A 19,732-nucleotide genomic window follows, 5' to 3' on the forward strand; every position below is an offset into this window, starting at 1 on the left:
GACTGGCCGTTTCGCATCGCACTCTCGTTGTCTACGTCGTGACGGTCGCTGCGTCGGAGGTTGTTGCTTTGGCGCGAGCGGCCAGGGCCTTCTTGTCGTGCTTGCGGATGGCATCCTCACCGTTGCGCAGCTGGGCGTAGAGCGGCGACGCAATGAAGATGGTCGAGTAGGTACCGACCAGGATGCCGATGAGCAACGCGAGCGAAATGTCGCGCAGGGTTCCGGCACCGAGTACGAACGCACCAATGAACAGAATGGATGCCACGGGCAGTGCAGCCACAACCGAGGTGTTGATCGACCGCACGAGTGTCTGGTTGACGGCGAGGTTGACCGACTCGGAGAAGGTTCGGCTGGAGCCCGAGCCGTCGAAATTGGTGTTCTCGCGAATCTTGTCGAACACCACCACCGTGTCGTAGAGCGAGTAGCCGAGGATCGTGAGAAAGCCGATCACCGCCGCCGGTGTGATCTCAAAACCCGTGATTCCGTAGAAACCGGCCGTGATGACGAGGTCGTGCAGCAGCGCCACCATGGCCGCTACTGACATTTTCCAGGTGCGGAAGTAAATGGCCATTACGATGCCGGCCAGCACGAGGAACACGACCAGCGCACGAAGCGCCTGACCGGTGATGTCCTGCCCCCAGGTCGCTCCGATAAAGGATGTCGCCACCTCAGCGGTCGGCACGTCGTACGCGGTGGCGAGGGCGTCACGCACGGCGGTCGTCTGAGTTTCGGTCAGCTGGTCTGTCTGCACCCGAACACCATCAGAGCCGATGGTGGAAACCTTGGACACGGCGTCGGACACGACGCTCGTGACGGCATCCGCTGCCTTGGTTTCGGACTGGCTGGTCGTCTGGGAGACGACGAACTCGCTGCCCCCGGTAAATTCAATACCGAAGACGAATCCGCCGCGCAGCAGGAACGGTCCGACCAAAGCGATCAGAATCAGGCCACCGGCAATGAGATACCAGAGCTTCCGACGCCCGACGATGTTGAGCGAACGAGCGCCCGTGTAGAGGTCATTTCCGAACTGCGAGAAGCTGGCCATTAGGAATCCTTCCCGTCTGTCGATCGATCTGTGCTGGTGCCCACGAGCTCGGACGCCTTACGTTCGGCGATGGTTTGTCGCTTAGCCGCTTCTTTACTGGAGGAGGAGACCTTGGTCGCCGACACAGCGGCCGACGGTTCAAAGCGCGCGCGGCCTCGGTAGACCGCACCGAGTGCTCGCGGATCCAGCCCGCTGAAGCGGTGGCCCTCGTTGAAGAATTTCGTCTGGGCGACCAGCTGCAGCATCGGATGCGTGAACAGGCCGACCACGAGCAGGTCGACGATCGTGGTGAGGCCAAGCGTCAGGGCGAAGCCACGGACGTTGCCCACGGCAAGTACGAACAGTACGGCGGCGGCGAGAAAGTTGACGACGTCGGACGCGATGATGGTGCGGAAGGCCCGCTTCCAGCCGGCCTCCACCGACGATTCCAGCCCACGACCGTCACGCAGCTCGTCGCGAACACGCTCGAAGTAAACGATGAAGGAGTCGGCGGTGATACCGATGGCAACGATCAGACCCGCGACACCGGCCAGCGACAACCGATAACCCTCGCGCCAGGACAGGATCGTGATGAGGAGGTAGGTGATCACCGCTGCGACGCCGAGCGATGCCACGGTGACCAGACCGAGCAGACGGTATTGAGCGAGCGAGTACATCACGACGAGAATGAGACCGATCAGACCGGCGATGAGTCCGTTGAGCAGCTGGGTCGAACCGAGCGTGGCCGAGATCGTGTCCTGGCTCTGCACGGTAAAGCTGATCGGCAGGGCACCGAACTTGAGCTGGTCGGCAAGAGCCTTCGAGCTCTCCTGGTTGAACGACCCGGTGATCTGCGGCTTACCGTCGGTAATGGCGCCCTGGGTTGCCGGAGCCGAAATGACGTGACCGTCGAGCACGATCGCGAACTGGTTCTGCACGCCGGTCAGGCCGAACAAGCGGGTTGTCACGTCGGCGAACTTTGAGGTGCCGTCCTTGTTGAACACGATATTGACGGCCCACTCACCGGTGGTCGCGCCCGAGGTGGTGGTGCGTTGACCGTTGGTCGCGTCGGAAATGGTCGAACCATCGACCTCAACGGGACCGAGGATGTATTTGACCGTGCCATCGGTTTCGCAGGTGATCAGCGGCTCATCGGCCGGTGCCACGTTGGTGGTGTTGATAGCTGCACAGTCGAAGGCATCGTATTGAGCTTGGAGCGCGGGGGTGACGTAGTTGAGGTCACTCGCGTTGGTCGGTTCAACGGCGGGAGTTGTCGACAGGTTCGGGTCGACGGTGGCGACCGGCGCTGGCGTTGCGGTGCCGTCGGCTCCGACGGTCTGCCCAGACGGTTGACCGGCAACCAGCACAGCCCGAAATTCCAGCTTGGCGGACGACTTGATGCGTTCCAGGGTGGCGTCATCGGGGGTACCCGGAATGGACACAACGATGTTCTGGCCGCCCTGGGTATTGATCTCCGCCTCGGAGACCCCCGAGGAGTCAACGCGCTGACGGATGATGCCGACCGCTTCGGTGAGCTGCTGCGAGGTGACCGTCGCGCCGCTCTCCACCTGTGGGGCGAGGATGATCTGCGTTCCGCCCTCAAGGTCCAGGGCCAGTTTCGGCGTCCACGACCCGTTTTGGGTGAACACGCCAAAAGCGTTGATGGCGATGAGGCCGACGATAAGCACGCCAAGCCAGGTCAGGGAACGCCAGGCCTTCTTGACCGGAGACGACTTAGCCACCTATGAACTCAGCTTTCTGTTGGCGCCCACGCCAGAATGCGTGGGCGCGCCGCGTGATGCAGTACGTGCGTTGTGGAGCGAAGCAGACGAAGACTACGCGTCGCCCTTTTTGGGCTGATCGGTGCTGTCGGTGTCGACGTCGGTGACGCGCTGGCCGAATTCCGGCTCGGTGAGCGAGTCGATGCCATCGACACTGGAGTCGTCAAGATCGTCAATCACAACGGGCTCGACCACGCGTGCGATGGTCTGGCGGTGAATCTCTACGACAACGCCGGGAGCAATCTGCAGCTCCACCTTGTTGGCTTCTTCGTCAATGGCGATGATGGTGCCGTACATGCCGAAGTTGGTCATGACGTCGGCGCCGGGGACCATGGTGGCCTGCAGGGCTTCCTGGTCTTTCTTGCGCTTACGTCCGTTGCGGAACATGAAGAACACGAGAACGGCCAGTACGGCCAACATTACGAGAGTCAAATTATCCATGGAGCGGTGAAACCTTCCGATTGCGGCGCTGGTGGCCGAAGCTTGTCAGTGTCTGTCCGGTACTCCCCGCGTTCCACGGGGAATTGGCTATAGACAGGTGGGCCAAATTGAATTATAGGTCAAGAAGGGTCGCGCTGCCCTGAGGAGGAGCCAGACCAAAATGTCGCCACGCTGCGCTCGTCGCAACGCGCCCACGCGGGGTACGCGTGAGGAAGCCTATCCTCACCAGGAAGGGCTCGACGACCGCCTCCACCGTTTCGGACTCCTCACCAACCGACACCGCCAGTGTATTGAGGCCGACCGGCCCGCCCCCAAAACGGGTCAGGATGATCTTCATGACTTCGCGGTCGAGCCGATCGAGGCCGATAGCGTCAACGTCATACAGCTCCAGGGCGGCATGGACCGCGGCGATATCGGCTTCTCCCCCGTGCACGAGCGCGTAATCGCGCACGCGGCGCAACAGACGGTTTGCGATTCGCGGGGTCCCCCGGCATCGTCCGGCGATTTCGGCGAGGGCGTCCTTTCTTATCGGCAGGTCGATCAGGTGGGCGGCCCGGGCGAGAACCTGTTCGAGTTCGTTCTCGGCATAGAACTCCAGGTGCGCGGTGAAGCCGAATCGGTCTCGCAGGGGGTTGGGCAGGAGCCCGGAGCGGGTGGTTGCGCCGACCAGCGTGAACGGGGCGAGGTCCAGCGGGACGGACGTTGCGCCGGCACCTTTGCCCACCATAATGTCAATGCGAAAGTCTTCCATCGCGAGGTAGAGCATTTCCTCGGCCGAACGCGCCATGCGATGGATTTCGTCGATGAACAGCACCTCGCCGGGTACCAGCGACGAGAGAACTGCGGCCAGGTCTCCGGCGTGTTGAATTGCCGGGCCGCTCGACATGCGCAGTGGCCGGTTGCCCTCATAGGCCACGATCATGGCCAGGGTGGTCTTACCGAGACCGGGCGGGCCGGCCAGGAGGATGTGATCGGGCGTTCGATTCTGCATCGTCGCGGCGGTCAGCAACAATTGTAACTGCCCGCGCACCTTTTTCTGGCCAACGAACTCGGCCAGGCTCGACGGGCGCAACGCACCCTCGAAGGCAAGTTCCGATTCGCTTTCCAGCGAGGGGTTCGTAATCTCAACTCCCGGGTCGGTACTCACGAGCGGCTCCGGTCTGTCGTCGCGGCCGCAGCGGCAGATCCCGTGGCGTGATGGGCGGCCGGGCCCAAACGGCCCAGGGCCAACCGGAGCACAGCGGCAACCGTCGGTGGCGCGGATTCGGCACCGACAGCATCCGCCAGCTCGGTCAGGGTCTCGTCGACGGCCTCGGCCGCTATGCGCTCAGACCAACCGAGTCCGATCAGCGCGGCCTGCACGCTCGCGGCGACCGAGGTAGACCCCGGCGGGCGCGACGGTGTGCTCGCGGCCGTCACGGCGAGTTTGCCGGCCAGGGACAGCACGATGAGTTTTGCGGTCTTCGGCCCGATCCCACTGACCTTGCGGAACGCGCCATCGTCGTCGCTGGCGACCGCCTGAGCGACCTGATTGGGGGTGAGCACTGCGAGCACGCCGAGGGCGGATTTGGGGCCCACACCGGTGACACTGACGAGCAGTTCGAAGACCGCGAGTTCATCAGCGGTGGGAAAGCCATAGAGGGTGAGCGAGTCTTCGCGCACAATCAGGGTGGTCAGGAGCAGGGCTTCATCGTTGACGCGCAGGCCGAGGGCGGTAGCCGGCGTCACCTGCAGGCCGAGACCCACTCCCCCGACCTCGATGACCACCGTTGATGAGCCGGCGGTTGAGCCCACAGCTGAGAGGACAAGGCCACGTACGGAAGAGATCACCGCTTAAGACTACGGGGCACCGCCGACACCGCGGTCACCGACCCACGTTCAGCCGCCCGCCAGGCCCGTTGGGCCGGGGTCAATGCGCCGGGCGCGACGATAGCGGCCTTCACCGAGGCCACGGTCGGCAGGGTTCCGCCGGACGCACCGGTGCGCCAGGCATGACAGATCGCCAGGGCGAGGGCATCGGCGGCATCAGCCGGTTTGGGAATCTCGCTCAGCCCGAGAATGCGGGCGACCATGGTTCCGACCTGCTTTTTATCGGCGGCACCATAACCGGTGATGGCCGCCTTCACCTCGCTCGGGGTGTGCAGGGTAACCGGCAGGCCGCGCTGCGCGGCGAGCAGCAGGGCGACCCCACTGATCTGGGCCGTGCCCATCACCGTGCGCACATTGTGCTGGGCGAAGACCCGCTCAATGGCGATGAACTGCGGTTGGTGCCGGTCGAGCATCTCTTCAAGGCCCTGGGCCAACAGTAGAAGTCGCTGTTCCAAGGGCAGGTCGGGTGCGCTTCGCAGCACGGCTACGTCCACCAAACGGGCCGAACGGTTGCCCGCTACGTCGACGACACCAACGCCGCAACGCGTGAGGCCCGGGTCGATGCCGAGAACCCGGACCGCCATCTCTCGCTACTCGGACTCGGCGGCGAGTGCGGCCTGAACCTCGGCCGAGAGGTCGTAATTGGAGTACACGTTCTGCACGTCGTCGAGGTCTTCCATCGCGTCGATGAGATGGAAGACCTTACGGGCGGTTTCGACGTCGACCTCGATCTTCAGCGACGGCACGAAAGCGATATCAGCCGACTCGTAGTCGATTCCGGCAGCCTGCAGCGCGGTGCGAGTGGCAACGAGGTCGCTCACGTCGGAGAAGATCTCGAAGGTCTCCCCCTCGTCGACGACCTCTTCAGCACCAGCGTCGAGAACGGCGAGCAGAACGTCATCCTCGGTGATCGTCGGCAGGTGCTTGACCACGACGACACCCTTGCGGTGAAAGTTGTAGGCGACGCTGCCCGGGTCTGCCATGGCTCCGCCGTTGCGAGCCATCGCGGTGCGCACCTCGGCCGCAGCGCGGTTCTTATTGTCGGTGAGGCACTCGATCATGACCGCGACGCCGTGCGTGGCATAGCCCTCGTACATGATGGTCGTGTAGTCGACCTGCTCGCCTGACAGACCGGCACCACGCTTGACGGCGCGGTCGATGTTGTCATTGGGCACCGAGGTCTTCTTGGCCTTCTGAATGGCGTCAACCAGGGTCGGGTTCCCCGAGAGGTCAGCGCCGCCCAGCCGGGCCGCAACCTCGATGTTCTTGATGAGCTTGGCGAACGCCTTAGCTCGCCTGGAGTCGGTGACGGCCTTTTGGTGCTTTGTGGTGGCCCATTTGGAATGCCCGGACATACATCTCCCGTTGGTGTGCTGGATCGTTCACTGTGGTGCTGCAGGTGCCGGCGGCCCGTGGCCAGGTGGCCGAAGTGCGGCGGGCGGCGGCAGTGCGTGGTCGGTGCACTCTTTGGTGCCGAGCCAGTCTATCCCGGAGTGACTTCCAGCAGCTTGTGCAACGTGTGCAGGTTGCGCGTCGTTGTCGTGTCGCGGTACTTCAACTTGGCGCTCTTCTTGCTGAACGCACTCTTGACACCCACGGCCTTTCGAACCTCCCAGTACAGCACGCCGTGACCGAGTTCAATACGCTCATCGGCAGCGACGAGCTCCCTGGCGTGGCCGGCCAGCTCGCTGAGATGCCCCGGGTCGGACGAGAACATGACATACGAATGCCAGCCGTCATGGTCGGCATCGAACGGGTAGGCGCGCACGATTCGGTCGAGAGAATCCGCGTCAATGAGCACGATCCACGCCTCGTACTCGAACCGGGCGCTGAGGGCTGCCTCGATGCGAGTTTTAAGGGCGGCGGCATCCGCTTTGTCGACGAGGGGGCTGTCGATGCTGAACAGCACATTGCCGCTGGCCAACACCGTTTTGATGTCGGTGTACCCGAGTTCGTGAAAGGTGTCGGCCAGATCGGCCATGGCAATGTTGATGCCGTTGACGTTAATGCCGCGGAGCAGTGCTACATAGCGGGTCATCGTTGACCTCTTGGTGTCTGAGTCATGTCTGAACCCTAGCCACACTCTCTCGCCCGGCACAATTGAGCCGCGCGATCACCGGGCGGCGGCGACCAGTTTCTGCAGGAAATACTGGTGAAAACGGTATTCACCGGTGATTTCCGGGTGAAACGACGTACCGAGCAGGTTGCCCTGCTCGACGGCGACGCAGCGGCCATCGTCGAGGGTGGCCAACGCGGTCGCCTTCGCGCCGACAGTCTCCACGACCGGAGCCCGGATGAAAACGGCGTGCACCGGCTTCTCACCGAGCGCGGGAATTTCCAGGTCGGTCTCGAAGGAGGCCGTTTGCGAGCCGAAGGCGTTGCGGCGCACGGCGATGTCGAGTCCGCCGAGACTCTGCTGCCCGTTCATGCCGTCGAGAATCGTGTCGGCGAGCATGATCAGGCCGGCACAGGTGCCATAAACCGGCAGGCCGGCCGTGATCGCGGCCCGCAACGGTTCGGCCAGACCGAACGTGCGAGCGAGTTTATCCATGACGCTCGATTCGCCGCCCGGAATCACCAAACCGTCGATGCGGTCAAGTTCTTCCGGACGGCGCACGAGCTCGACACTCGCTCCGAGTTCGCGCAATACGTGCGCGTGCTCACGAAAATCGCCCTGCAGGGCGAGCACCCCGACCCGCAAACCGTGCGGTACAGCGGTATCTGCCGGTCGGGTGCCCACGGAGAGAATCGTCACGAACGGCTCGGTTACCAGCCGCGGGTTGCGAGGCGGTGCGGCTCGGCAATGTCGGACACGTTAATGCCCACCATGGCCTCGCCGAGGCCGCGCGAGACATCCGCGATGACCTTGGCGTCGTCGTAGAACGTGACGGCCTTGACGATGGCCGCGGCGCGCTGCTCGGGGTTGCCCGACTTGAAGATGCCGGAGCCGACGAACACACCGTCAGCACCGAGCTGCATCATCATGGCGGCGTCGGCCGGTGTGGCCACGCCTCCGGCGGTGAACAGCACAACGGGCAGCTTGCCGGTCGAGGCGATCTCGGCGACGAGCTCGTACGGTGCCTGCAACTCCTTGGCGGCGACGTACAGTTCGTCGCGGCTCATGGAGGTGAGGCGCTTGATCTCGCCGTTGATGGTGCGAATGTGCTTGGTGGCTTCGGAGACGTCGCCGGTGCCGGCCTCGCCCTTGGAACGGATCATTGCCGCGCCCTCATTGATACGGCGGAGCGCCTCACCGAGGTTGGTGGCGCCACAGACGAATGGAATGGTGAAGTTCCACTTGTCGATGTGGTTCGTGTAGTCAGCCGGGCTCAGCACTTCGGACTCGTCGATGTAATCGACGCCGAGCACCTCGAGAATTTGTGCTTCGACGAAGTGGCCGATGCGGGCCTTCGCCATGACCGGAATGTTGACCTCGGCGATGATGCTGTCGATCAGGTCGGGGTCACTCATGCGAGCCACGCCGCCCTGCGAGCGAATATCGGCGGGAACACGCTCGAGAGCCATGACGGCGACAGCGCCGGCATCTTCGGCAATACGAGCCTGGGCAGCGGTGACGACGTCCATGATGACGCCGCCCTTGAGCATTTCGGCGAGCCCGCGCTTGACGCGGCTCGAGCCGAACTGCTCGGCGGAGGTTGATTCAGTCATAACTACGATCCTATTCCTTGCACGGTGGTGGTCTGGTCGGAGGCTGGTGGAGCGGGAAACGAGCCGGGGCGCACCAATAGACGCCCCGGTCGTGGAAGAAAGCTAAAGGTTAGCTGCTGGTGCAGCCGTCGTTGCCGGCGTCGGTGCGGGTGCTGGGGCAGGGGTCATAGCGCCCGGCCAGCCCGCGGCGACATCGCGACGCACGTCTCCGAGTAGGCGAGGAATGGACTTGGTTCCCGCGATGATCGGAAAGAAATTAGAGTCCAGGGCCCAGCGGGGCACAATGTGCTGGTGCAGATGCTCGGCGATTCCGGCGCCGGCGATGCGCCCCTGGTTCATGCCGATGTTGAAGCCGTCACAGTTGGACACCTCGGTCAGCACGCGCATGGCGATCTGGGTAAGTTCACCGATCTCGGCGACTTCCTCCGGCGTGGCCTGGTCGTAGGTGGCGACGTGCCGATACGGGCACACCAGCAGATGGCCGCTGTTGTACGGAAACAGGTTGAGCAGTACGTACGCATGGGTGCCACGCGCCACGATCAGCGCCTTCTCGTCGTCCAGAGATGGCGCAATGCAGAACGGGCAGTCGTCGGCATGCGGCTGCTGCCCGTCCTGGATGTAGACCATCCGATGTGGTGTCCACAACCGTTGGAAGGCATCCGGAACCGCCGCGAACTCGTCAGACGTCTCCTCGGCGGCGTCGCCCGAATCGTCCGAGCCGCGCAGTCGATCACTGGGAATGGCGCTCACTCTAGGCCTGCACTTCAGCCACGACCGGGGCGACCGGCGTGGTGGTGACCTGGGAGCGATTCTCGATCGATTCCACGATCAGTCGCACCGCCTCGGCGACGGGCACACCGTTCTGCTGCGTACCGTCGCGATAGCGGAAGCTCACCGCGCCGTTGGCCTGGTCTTCTTCGCCCACGATGAGTTGGTAGGGCACCTTGGCCTTGGTGTGGGTGCGGATTTTCTTCTGCATGCGGTCGTCGGAGCGGTCTACTTCGGCGCGCACGCCGGCCTTCCTGAGGGTTGCGATCACATCGTCGAGGAACGGACCGTACTGCTCAGACACCGGAATACCGACAACCTGCACCGGCGCCAGCCACACCGGGAACGCCCCGGCGTAGTGCTCGGTGAGCACGGCGAAGAAGCGCTCAATCGAGCCGAACAGGGCACGGTGGATCATGACCGGGCGCTGGCGGCTGCCGTCGTTCGCGGTGTATTCGAGGTCGAACCGTTCTGGCAGGTTGAAGTCGAGCTGAATCGTCGACATCTGCCAGGTGCGGCCGATGGCGTCGCGGGCCTGCACCGAGATCTTGGGGCCGTAGAACGCGGCTCCCCCCGGGTCGGCGACCAGGTCGAGTCCGGACGCCTCGGCCACTTCCCGCAGCGTCTCGGTCGCTTCTTCCCACGCGTCGTCGCTGCCGACGAACTTCTTCGGGTCTTTGGTTGACAGTTCGAGGTAGTAGTCCTCGAGGCCGTAGTCGGCCAGTAGCTGCAGCACAAAATTGAGGGTGCTGGTGAGCTCCTCCTTCATGCCTTCCTTGGTCGTGTAAATGTGAGCGTCATCCTGTGTCATGCCACGCACGCGAGTGAGGCCGTTGAGCACTCCGGACTTCTCATAGCGATAGACCGACCCGAATTCGAACAGGCGCATCGGCAGGTCGCGGTAACTGCGACCGCTCGACTTGAAGATGAGGTTGTGAAACGGGCAGTTCATCGGTTTGAGGTAATAGTCGACGCCCTGGCGGGTGACGTGACCGGTCTCGTCACGTTCCTCGTCGAGGTGCATCGGGGGGAACATGCCGTCGCGGTACCAGTCGAGGTGACCCGAGGTTTCAAAAAGGGTCGATTTGGTGATGTGCGGAGAGTAGACGAAGTCGTAGCCGGCTTCGGTGTGGCGTTTGCGGGAGTAGTTTTCCATCTCCTGCCGGATGATGCCGCCCTTGGGGTGGAACACGGCCAGGCCGGAACCGATCTCCTCGGGAAAGCTGAACAGGTCGAGTTCGGCACCGAGTTTACGGTGATCGCGCTTGGCGGCCTCTTCCTGACGGGTCTTGTAGGCGCGCAGTTCGTCTTTGGTGGGCCAGGCGGTGCCGTAAATGCGCTGCAACTGCGGGTTCTTCTCGGAACCACGCCAGTAGGCGGCGGCCAGGCGGGTGAGCGAGTAGCCGTTGCCGATCATGCGGGTGTTCGGCAGGTGCGGCCCGCGGCAGAGGTCTTTCCAGACCGTCTCCCCCGTCTTCGGATCAACGTTGTCGTAGATGGTGAGTTCGGCGCCGCCGACCTCGACGGATTCATTGTCGCCAGCGTCGGTCGAGCCGGTCGAGACCCCGCCCTTGAGGCCGATGAGTTCCAGCTTGTACGGTTCTGCGGCGAGTTCGGCGCGGGCTTCGTCGTCGGTCACGACGCGGCGCACGAAACGCTGGCCCTGACGAATGATTCGATCCATCGCCTTCTCGAGCGACTTCACATCGTCCGGCGTGAACGCAACCTCCACGTCGAAGTCGTAGTAGAAGCCGTCGGTGATGGGCGGGCCGATGCCCAGTTTGGCAGCGGGGTTGACGGTCTGCACAGCCTGGGCGAGCACGTGGGCGGCAGAGTGGCGCAGAATGCTGAGGCCGTCGGGAGAATCAATACTGACCGGTTCGACCGCATCCGTTGGCAACACGGTGGCCGCCAAATCTTTCAACTCACCGTTGACGCGCATCGCGACAACGGATCGATCAGTGAAAAGCGCAAAGCCGTCAGCCACGTGTATTACTCCCTGTTGTTTGCCTACCCGTCAACTTTAGCGGCGTGCGCGGCGCTGTTCGTCGGTTGGGCGCGGGCGGAGCTGCGATATCGCGCGTACGTCCCGCTAATCGGGCATATTCGGGATGTGCCCACCGCCGGGCCGCCACGCCCATTCTGCGTGAGCTCGGCATGTCGGCCTTCGACGCGCATGGCGCGACGGCGGGATCTGCTCCGAATCACCGTGACTGCCTGGCAGAGCCATTTAAAAACAAAAACCCCCGGCTTCCCGGGGGTTTTTCTTTGTGGGCGATACTGGGATCGAACCAGTGACCTCTTCCGTGTCAGGGAAGCGCGCTACCGCTGCGCCAATCGCCCAAGCTTCTGGGAACTGCATATTCTAAGAACCAGCACAAAGAATGGAGGTGGGTACGGGATTCGAACCCGTGTTAACGGCTTTGCAGGCCGCTGCCTCGCCTCTCGGCCAACCCACCAGTTGCGTTCATACCAAACGAATTGGAACCGGCCTTTCGGCCGATTCCAGTTCATTCGAGCGGATGACGAGATTCGAACTCGCGACCCTCACCTTGGCAAGGTGATGCGCTACCACTGCGCCACATCCGCAACTGTTCGCATTTCTGCGTACTTGGAGACTCTAGCCGAATAGCGAGACGGAAACCAAACCGAGCCGTTTACGGCGTGTTGCGCCGCGTGGTGCGGGTTGCGCCCGGCGCCTCGTGGCGGGCTAGAAAGCGATTCTTCTTACGTACCGGGGAGAGGCGTCGGTCCGCCGCTGAATTGAGGTCGCCGACTCGTTAATCGACGCCGGAACACACTGGAGTGCATCGAATCACCGTGGGCGCGCCCTCCGCGCCACTCCCGGTGTGTCCTCGATGTGCGGTGACGCGCCAGTCTGGGCTAGTATCAAAAGTCGCAACAGCAACTCAGGTTGCCGGTGCACAGCAATTTGGGCGATTGGCGCAGCTGGTAGCGCGCTTCCTTCACACGGAAGAGGTCGTGGGTTCAAGTCCCGCATCGCCCACAGAGAATCCCCCCGTTCACGCGGGGGTTTTTTGTTCCGGAATGCTCCCGCCGTGCCGCGCAGGGAAGGGCCGCCAGCATGCTCGTGGTGCCGTCTATTTCCCGGGTTTACTCGGCGTGCTGAACGCGACTGTCGGCCGGCTTAGCGCGGAATTCCGATGCGCCCAGCCAGACGAATAGGGCGCCAAGCGCAATCACGATGAGTACGAAGTACCACGACTCCACGAGCCCGGCTGGTGCCGTCACCGCCGCGGATCGCGCTGCATCTGCTACCGCAACGGCTTCATCCACTTGCGCTTGATAGAGGATCGCGGCCAAGGGATCTGACATGCCGGCGGGGGCCGATGGCCACTGAATTTCAACCAGTGCTGCATTTTTGGCGTGCACGGAGTCGCTGAAGGTCGACGTGCCGATGAATGGCAGGGCGAGGGTGACGAGTCCGACCCCGAGGCAAAGGACGGATGCCCGAAGGGCTGCCGCTCGACGGGCCACGAATTCTGCAATGTAGTCCCCGAAGAAGTTGATTCGACCTACCGCTCGCACTTGCCAGGTTCCCAAAACCGGCGGCCCAGCCATGGTTCCGGCCTCACGCGGTGCCATGAAGGCCAGGTAATAGGTGGAGAGCACAACCGCGGCGCCGAGGAAGAGCGGCGCGACCAGCCCTCGCAACGGGAAGGTCGCGCCGCTGTTGGAGACGATGTACCCGAGGAGGCCCGTATAGATCGTCAGTATTGCCGCAGAGGCCGTCTGCACCGTTTGAGCGCCGATCTTGGCGCGATCGAGGGCGGCTGCCGTAACCGCGTAGAGGTTACTCTCCCACACGGTAAAGCTGGCAATGCCCGCCTTGACATCTTCCAGGCGGCGATCGTCGTCCGGGGTCGAATCATTCACGTGTACGACCACGTGGCTTGTTCCGCGGAGGCCGCTTGAATCGGAGCTTGCCTATCCCCGCTCGACGCGGGAGGGACTTCACCCCAGCGTCCAGAATCCACGGGCTCCCATCACCGACACGCGACGCGGAGAAGTCGACATCCCACCCATCCGTAGTATGGCCGCCGAAGGACTCGTTCGGCGCCTCCGCGTCAGGGACGACATGAACTTTTCCGCCGGAGACGAACTCATTCTCATCGAATGATTTCTCCTCCTGCGAGCAATAAATTCCCACTATGGCCTGCCTCCGCTTCGTGGACCCCTTCGTTGGCTGCCAACCTAGACCCCGCCCGGGGAACTGTCCACTGAACTCAGGGTCCCCCGGACAGCTGGACCACAACCCTCCGATCCACGACAACAGCGGCGGCGCCCCCACCGGGGACGCCACCGCTGCCTGCTGGGAACTTCTACACGATGCGCTGTCTGATGCCCCTACTGGTACTGGCGGCAAAATCGTTGCTACCGCTGTACACGGCAATCACCGTGTGCCGACCGGCGGTGAGCGCACTCGTCGCGTACGCTGCCTGTCCGCTGGGGTTGAGCGCCACCGGACCACCGGCGTCAACGCCGTCGATTCGGAACTGCACACTTCCCGCCGGGACACCGGTTGCCGGTGCGGCGGCCGTCACCGTGGCCGTGAACACCACCGTGGCGCCGCGCGCCGCGGTGAGCCCACTGGAGGTGACGACGGCCCGGCTGGAGCCCTGCCTAACCGTCTGCGTCAGCGTGTTGCTCGCACTCGGCAGATAGTTAGCGTTGCCGCTCGAGGTGACCGACACGGTGTGGCTACCCACCGCGAGAGTGCTGGTCACCAGGGTTGCCCGACCGGTCGCGTCCAGGGTGACCGGACCGCCAACGGCGGCTCCGTCAAACATGAACTGCACCGTTCCCGCCGCCGCGAGCGGGGTGACCCGTGCGGTGAAGGTGATCGATTGCCCGAACACCAACGTGGTGCGATTTCTCGTGAGCGTTGTCTTCGAGGTGCCCAGGTTGACGTCCTGGTTCAGTGGCGCGCTTCCACCTCCGGCAAAGATCGCCGAGCCACGGTAGGTCGCGATCACCGCATGCGTACCGCCGGAAAGTGCAGCGGTCGCATAGGTGGCACGGCCCTGAGCGTTCAACGTTTGAACGCCCACGACATTGACCCCGTCGATGTTGAACTGCACACTGCCCGTGGGCGTTCCGGTCCCGGTCACCGGTCGAACAGTTGCCGTGAACGTCACGGTTTGACCGAAGGTGGACGGCACCCGATTACTGGTAACCGTTGTCGTCGTCGGACGCAAAACCCCGCCGATCGTCTGCGTGATGCCGGGAGCGACACTGCCGAGGTAGGCCGCGTCACCGCCATAGCTGGCCGAGACCACGTGCGCGCCAACAGCGAGCGAACCCACCGTATAGGAAGCTCCCCCCGCGGCGAGCGCGACCGGAGCACCGACCGGTGATCCATCCACGATGAACTGCACCGTGCCGGTCGCGGCTGACGGACTGACCGTCGTCGTGAAGGTCACGTCGGAGCCGAACGTGGACGGATTCGCGCTGCTGACCAGTACGGCCGTGGTCGCGATCTTGTTCACGGTCTGGGTCGTATTCGCCGAACTAGCCATAAAGACCGTGTCGCCGCCATACGAAGCCGTGACGAGGGAGTCCCCGGCCGGCAGCGACGTGGTGGCGTAGCTGGCAGCCCCGACGGCATCCAGTGAAACAGCTGTCGTCGTTCCGTTCACGGTGAAGTCCACCGCGCCGGTCGGCGTTCCGCTTGCCAGTACCCCGCTCACTGTCGCCGTGAAGGTCACGTTCTCACCGACGAGCGAGGGGTTCGGAGCATTCAGTACCACGGTGGTGGAACCGGGCTTGGCAACATCCACTGTGACCGGACCGGCATAAGCGGATGCCCCGATCGGATTAACCGCCTGCACCCGGTAGGCGTAACTGCCCGGCAGCACCGTGGAGTCGACAAAACTCGTCTCGGTCGGTGCCAGCGTGGCAATCACGGTAAACGGATCGGTTCCGGCGGAACGCTCGAGCACCACCGAGGTGGCGTTCGTGGCGTTGTTGGTCCAGGCGAGGGCTACCTGTGCCCCGGCCGGCAGCGCCGGTGCGGACTCCACCGTGGCGGTGAACCCGGTTGGGGCCTGAGGCAGGCCCACCACCCGAATCACGTTCGACTGCGAGTCACCGGCGGCGTTCCAGGCCGTCACTCGATAGTCGTAGGTCATTGTGGGATCCGGCGGTACGGGCGCGTAACTCGTGAGGTTGGCCAGCACACTGGTCTCGGTGGCATAAGCACCCACCGTGTCATTGATCACCTCCGCGCGTTCCACGCGATAGCCGATCTCAGCCGTACCCGGGTTGGTCCAGGTAGTGGGCTGGGTATAGTCCACCGGCGTCCCGTCGGTCCAGCCCAGCGTGCCGCTCGCGCCCAGAGCGAGCACCGGGGCGTCCGCGAGAGAACGAGCAGCGTGCACCGTGACCGGCCGCATCATGTCCATCTCCTCGTGACTGAGAATGTGGCAGTGCCACACGTACTCCCAGCCGAAGTTGGCAACGACGTTCTTCACCGGAGCAACCGGGTTGCCGTTGGTGTCGGTGTTGTTAAAGCCGGCCTCGGTGCCGTTGGGACCATTGATCGACCCCATAGCGCCGATGGGCATCATCGGGTTGAGCGGTCGCATGCTGTCCGGCACGCCGAACGGCAGGGTGGGCACGATCGGCCTGACCGCGACGAGGGTGTCTTCCAGCGGACTGACCCGCACGGTGTCCTTCCAGCCGAGCTCGGTCGGTTCGGGCGGAATGATGATGTTGTCCCACGTCACCCTGTTGATGACTTGCACGTCGTACAGGTGGAAATGGATCGGGTGGGTATCGACGCCGTTATGGGTGATTTTCCATATTTGAGTGCCATCAGTGGATGTCGATATCGGCGTCACATCAAGGCTGCTCGGTTCCCCGGTGGAATCCAGAATCTCCGTCGCCGGATTTACGTAGGGATACAGAATGATGTTCTGCAGGAGCGGCGTAGCGCCGGGGGCTTCCAACCCCAGGTTGGCAGTCATCCTCCCCCATTCATCAAAGTTGGCCGAGTTCATTTCATCGTGCAGCCCCTTGCCTTGTAGCGGCAGGGAAAGCTGGTTGCCCGATAGCGTGTCAAATTTGAACTCGTCTCCGCCCTGTTCCTGAATGCGCGCGAAACCGTCGCACTTAGCCGAGGGGGTCTTGGGCGCGTTGCACCAGCCGCTGCTGGCGAAATTCGTGCCGTAGGCCGAGTTGTAGGCCGACTGGCCGACAATCACCGGGTTTTGACCGGACTCGAAGACACCGGCCGGGTTACCGGCGGCGTCGAGGTGATGAGCAAACGCCGCGTTGAGCGCGCCCATGCGGTCGGCCGTGGTGTTCGGCCGGTCGAAGGCGACCTCCGGGGCTTTCGTCGACACCGTGACCTGCATGATGGTGCGGGTATTCGGTCCATAACCGGCCAGGGTGCTCGGAGCACCCGCCGGCGACAGGTCGGGATTGCCGGTGTAGTAGTCGTAACCGGGAACACGTGCCGGGAAGGCTGCGGGCGCGTCGTTGTAGAGAATGAGTGTCTTACCGCGGTACTGCGAGAAGTCCACCACGACGTCAGCCCGTTCGGCCGGTGCGAGCAGCAGGGAATGCTGGTCAACGTTACCGACGTCGAACCGGGTCGGGTCCGTGATCCAGGTCGTGTCGTGCGCCGGTACCACGACCGGAGCGGGCAGGAACCCACCCTCCGAGCCAATCTGGATCCAGTCTGGGCCCTTGGGGCTCAACGCTGTGTTGACGGTCGGGGTGACGACGGGGTCGGTTTGAGCCGCCAGCACCTCGGCCGGCTTCAGGGCGACCTCACTCAGCGTGCCGGTCGTCGGGTCGGCAACGTACCAGGACAGGTTCCAGAACCGGTCGTTGGCATCGTTGATGATGCGATACCGGTACGACTTCGGATCAACCGTGGTCTTCGGGTAGGCCGTGCCATTGACGATCGGCGTGTCGTTGAAGGCCTCCATACCGACCGAGACGTTGGGCGTCGCCGGAATCATGGCGGGCTCGCAGAACGGCTGCACATCGGCGTCGCAGCTCGCGTCGTAGTACGGGTTGGCGATCGGAGGATACTTGGCGTCTTTCGCCGGCGGCCAGAACCAGGGGCCGTACATCCAGCGACCGAAGGAACTCATACCCGAGGGATCCCCCGGGTTCTGCGCCGGCATGTACACGTGCGGGGTCCACAGGCTGCCGGTGCCGCCCCATTTGGCCGAGTTCCACGTGGGGTCGACCTGGGCGAGGGTGGCGGCATCCGGAACGAAAGTCTTGTCCTGAATGTTCAACGGCAGGCCAAGGCCCATACCGGCGAGGGGCCCGTCGGGAGCGATCAGCTTCTGCTCGGTCGCGTCGGTGATCAGATAGTCGGCTGCTTCACCCGCATACACGTTGAGCCGGGTGATCCCCCAGGCGTGGTCGTGATAGAACATCAGACGCGCGCTCTGCTGGTTGGTGTAGAAGAACGTTTCGGCACCGGGGCCCGGGTCGGCCATGTCCGGCACATTGCTGACGCTGACGCCCTTAGGGTAGGCGGTCTGCTCACCGGACGGTGTGACCCACTGGTGCGGGGTACCGTCGCTGATCCACGGGGTGATCCCACCGTGCAGGTGCAGGGTGGCGCGGTTTTCTGAATAGCAGGTGCTGGGCTTGGGGGTGGCCCCGCACATCGGGTTGCGAACCCCGTCGAGAACGCTTCCCTCGTCGGCAGCCATGTCCATCGGCACGCCATCGGCGTCGAGCTGCATCATGTCTGGTCCAGCACCCGAGCCCATCATGGAGGTGTCAACGGGGAGAAAGAGATCTCCGTCGACGCCCGTGGGCAGCAGGTTGCGGAACAGAATACGAACCGGCTTGTCTTTGGTCGCCACAATTGTCGGGCCAAGATAGTGCGGTCCATCTACACCCGTGAAACCGTCAATGGGAGTATCTGCCATGGTCGGATCAAGGTTGGCGTTGGTCAGGGCCACACGGTTGCCCGGCACAACGGAGGTAGACAACTGCACATAGCCGCGCAGCAGCGTAGCCGGCAGATCGCGGTGGAATTTCATGCGGTACTGCACGACGGCAATTTCGTAATAGTCGGCGCCCGGGTAGGTCGTGGTGTCCGGAACTGCCGTGGGAATGTACTGGCCGAGGTCGTTCTTCTGGTCGGGGCCCATCCCTGGCAGGGTGTCGACGAACTTTTTGAGGCCCGGGGTGAGGTAGCCGGAGCCCGCACTCGTCACGGTGATTCCGGTAACGGCGCCCTTGGCTGCAACGATCGCGGTCGCGCTGGCACCCTTGTCGGCGGTACCGACGGTGTCGGCGATGGTCACAACCGGAGCGGAATCGTAGCCTTCACCGCCGCTGGTCAGCTCGATTGCCGCGATACCGATCGTGGCCGTGACCGACGCTGCCGTCGCGTTGATCAGGTTGGCGTCACGAAGTGTCACCGTGGGGGCGGTGGAGTATCCGGAGCCCTCCGTCACGACCGTGACGGAGGTGACGACACCCGAAGCATCCATGTCGGCTGTCGCGGTGGGAATCGTTCCGTTTGGCTGGTCGGGCAGGGTAAATTCCACGATCGGCTGGATTGTGTACCCGCTGCCGCCGTCGATGATGGTGAGGTCATCCACACCACCACTGGCGATCGCGCCAGCCTCCAGTCCGGGAGTGGGATTGCCGCCGGTGATGGTCACGGCCGGTGCGGTGAAGCCGAAGCCGGCTTCCGCGACCTCGATGCGGGTGAGAACACCGCGCGAGATGTCCGCCGTTGCCGCGGCGGGGGTCGTCTGGACGCCAGCCGCCTCAACGGCCACATCGGGCGCGCTGGTGTACCCGGTACCGGGCTTGGTCACGGTGATCGACGAGATAGAACCGTTTTTGGGATTGACCGTCGCTTCCGCTTCGGCATCCATTCCGCCTCCACCGGAAATCATCACCATGGCATTGGCGAGGACTTGCGGGCTGTTCGCCCAGTTGGGGTACGGTCCGAAATAGTGCGGCACTTTTGTTTCGTCGGTAGCGCTGGTCGGCCCATTGTCGACCATTCCCGGCATTCCCGGCATGGCGGGAACGGCCGCGGCGGCCGGCAACGCGGTCATCACCGTGCCCAGACTCGCCACCAGCACAGCGACGAGAGCCATACCGACAGCTCCCCCCGCCCGCGCCCGGATCGTTCGATCCGCTTTACCCCTCATTGCTGTCATGA

Annotated in this window: 14 protein-coding genes and 4 tRNA genes; 1 reads left to right on the forward strand and 17 read right to left on the reverse strand. The window is 63.5% G+C overall.

From position 1 onward, the window contains the following. Nucleotides 1-31 precede the first annotated feature (31 nt). From secF to QMK22_RS13950, 15 genes are all read right to left on the reverse strand, one after another. Entirely contained in the window at nucleotides 32-1,045 is a 1,014-nt protein-coding gene (gene secF, locus QMK22_RS13880) for a protein translocase subunit SecF (RefSeq protein ID WP_283498244.1), read from the reverse strand. Further along, nucleotides 1,045-2,766: a protein translocase subunit SecD gene (gene secD / locus QMK22_RS13885; protein ID WP_283498245.1), complete on the reverse strand. Its 1,722-nt coding sequence runs from the start codon at nucleotides 2,764-2,766 to the stop codon at nucleotides 1,045-1,047. The genes secF and secD overlap by 1 nt, the downstream gene beginning before the upstream one ends. 93 nt (nucleotides 2,767-2,859) lie before the next feature. Beyond that, nucleotides 2,860-3,246, reverse strand: a complete 387-nt coding sequence (gene yajC, locus QMK22_RS13890; RefSeq protein ID WP_283498246.1) for a preprotein translocase subunit YajC — start codon at nucleotides 3,244-3,246, stop codon at nucleotides 2,860-2,862. A gap of 112 nt (nucleotides 3,247-3,358) precedes the next feature. After that, the gene (gene ruvB / locus QMK22_RS13895; protein WP_283498247.1) at nucleotides 3,359-4,393 is read right to left on the reverse strand and encodes a Holliday junction branch migration DNA helicase RuvB; all 1,035 of its coding nucleotides are present in this window, start codon (nucleotides 4,391-4,393) and stop codon (nucleotides 3,359-3,361) included. Continuing rightward, nucleotides 4,390-5,076 carry a Holliday junction branch migration protein RuvA gene (gene ruvA, locus QMK22_RS13900; RefSeq protein WP_283498248.1) on the reverse strand — a complete coding sequence of 229 codons (687 nt, stop codon included), beginning with the start codon at nucleotides 5,074-5,076 and terminating at the stop codon, nucleotides 4,390-4,392. The genes ruvB and ruvA overlap by 4 nt, the downstream gene beginning before the upstream one ends. After that, nucleotides 5,073-5,699: a crossover junction endodeoxyribonuclease RuvC gene (gene ruvC / locus QMK22_RS13905; protein ID WP_283498249.1), complete on the reverse strand. Its 627-nt coding sequence runs from the start codon at nucleotides 5,697-5,699 to the stop codon at nucleotides 5,073-5,075. The genes ruvA and ruvC overlap by 4 nt, the downstream gene beginning before the upstream one ends. A gap of 6 nt (nucleotides 5,700-5,705) precedes the next feature. Beyond that, on the reverse strand, nucleotides 5,706-6,470 hold the full coding sequence (locus tag QMK22_RS13910; protein WP_283498250.1) for a YebC/PmpR family DNA-binding transcriptional regulator: 765 nt from the start codon (nucleotides 6,468-6,470) through the stop codon (nucleotides 5,706-5,708). A 128-nt stretch (nucleotides 6,471-6,598) separates the two neighbouring features. Further along, complete coding sequence (locus QMK22_RS13915) at nucleotides 6,599-7,153, reverse strand: DUF1697 domain-containing protein (RefSeq protein ID WP_283498251.1); 555 nt, start codon at nucleotides 7,151-7,153, stop codon at nucleotides 6,599-6,601. Nucleotides 7,154-7,228: 75 nt separating this feature from the next. Then, the gene (gene pdxT / locus QMK22_RS13920; RefSeq protein WP_283498252.1) at nucleotides 7,229-7,870 is read right to left on the reverse strand and encodes a pyridoxal 5'-phosphate synthase glutaminase subunit PdxT; all 642 of its coding nucleotides are present in this window, start codon (nucleotides 7,868-7,870) and stop codon (nucleotides 7,229-7,231) included. Nucleotides 7,871-7,881: 11 nt separating this feature from the next. Continuing rightward, a complete protein-coding gene (pdxS, locus tag QMK22_RS13925; RefSeq protein WP_283498253.1) occupies nucleotides 7,882-8,784 on the reverse strand; it encodes a pyridoxal 5'-phosphate synthase lyase subunit PdxS in 903 nt (300 codons plus the stop codon). A gap of 102 nt (nucleotides 8,785-8,886) precedes the next feature. After that, a complete protein-coding gene (locus tag QMK22_RS13930) occupies nucleotides 8,887-9,510 on the reverse strand; it encodes an HIT family protein (protein WP_283498297.1) in 624 nt (207 codons plus the stop codon). A 25-nt stretch (nucleotides 9,511-9,535) separates the two neighbouring features. Continuing rightward, nucleotides 9,536-11,539: a threonine--tRNA ligase gene (gene thrS, locus QMK22_RS13935; protein ID WP_283498254.1), complete on the reverse strand. Its 2,004-nt coding sequence runs from the start codon at nucleotides 11,537-11,539 to the stop codon at nucleotides 9,536-9,538. A 284-nt stretch (nucleotides 11,540-11,823) separates the two neighbouring features. After that, nucleotides 11,824-11,895: transfer RNA gene (locus QMK22_RS13940), tRNA-Val, on the reverse strand. Nucleotides 11,896-11,937: 42 nt separating this feature from the next. Continuing rightward, nucleotides 11,938-12,011: transfer RNA gene (locus QMK22_RS13945), tRNA-Cys, on the reverse strand. A gap of 58 nt (nucleotides 12,012-12,069) precedes the next feature. Next, nucleotides 12,070-12,141: transfer RNA gene (locus QMK22_RS13950), tRNA-Gly, on the reverse strand. A gap of 345 nt (nucleotides 12,142-12,486) precedes the next feature. Between QMK22_RS13950 and QMK22_RS13955 the strand changes: the two genes are divergently transcribed. Beyond that, a tRNA-Val gene (locus QMK22_RS13955) sits at nucleotides 12,487-12,559 on the forward strand. 107 nt (nucleotides 12,560-12,666) lie between these two features. Here the strand turns inward: QMK22_RS13955 and QMK22_RS13960 are convergent. Both QMK22_RS13960 and QMK22_RS13965 read right to left on the reverse strand, forming a co-directional pair. Next, nucleotides 12,667-13,449 (reverse strand): hypothetical protein, encoded by a 783-nt coding sequence (locus tag QMK22_RS13960; protein ID WP_283498255.1) that lies wholly within the window; start codon nucleotides 13,447-13,449, stop codon nucleotides 12,667-12,669. A gap of 446 nt (nucleotides 13,450-13,895) precedes the next feature. Next, entirely contained in the window at nucleotides 13,896-19,730 is a 5,835-nt protein-coding gene (locus QMK22_RS13965) for an Ig-like domain repeat protein (RefSeq protein ID WP_283498256.1), read from the reverse strand. Nucleotides 19,731-19,732: the final 2 nt, after the last annotated feature.

Source organism: Cryobacterium sp. PH29-G1, assembly GCF_030063365.1.
GTDB lineage: Bacteria > Actinomycetota > Actinomycetes > Actinomycetales > Microbacteriaceae > Cryobacterium.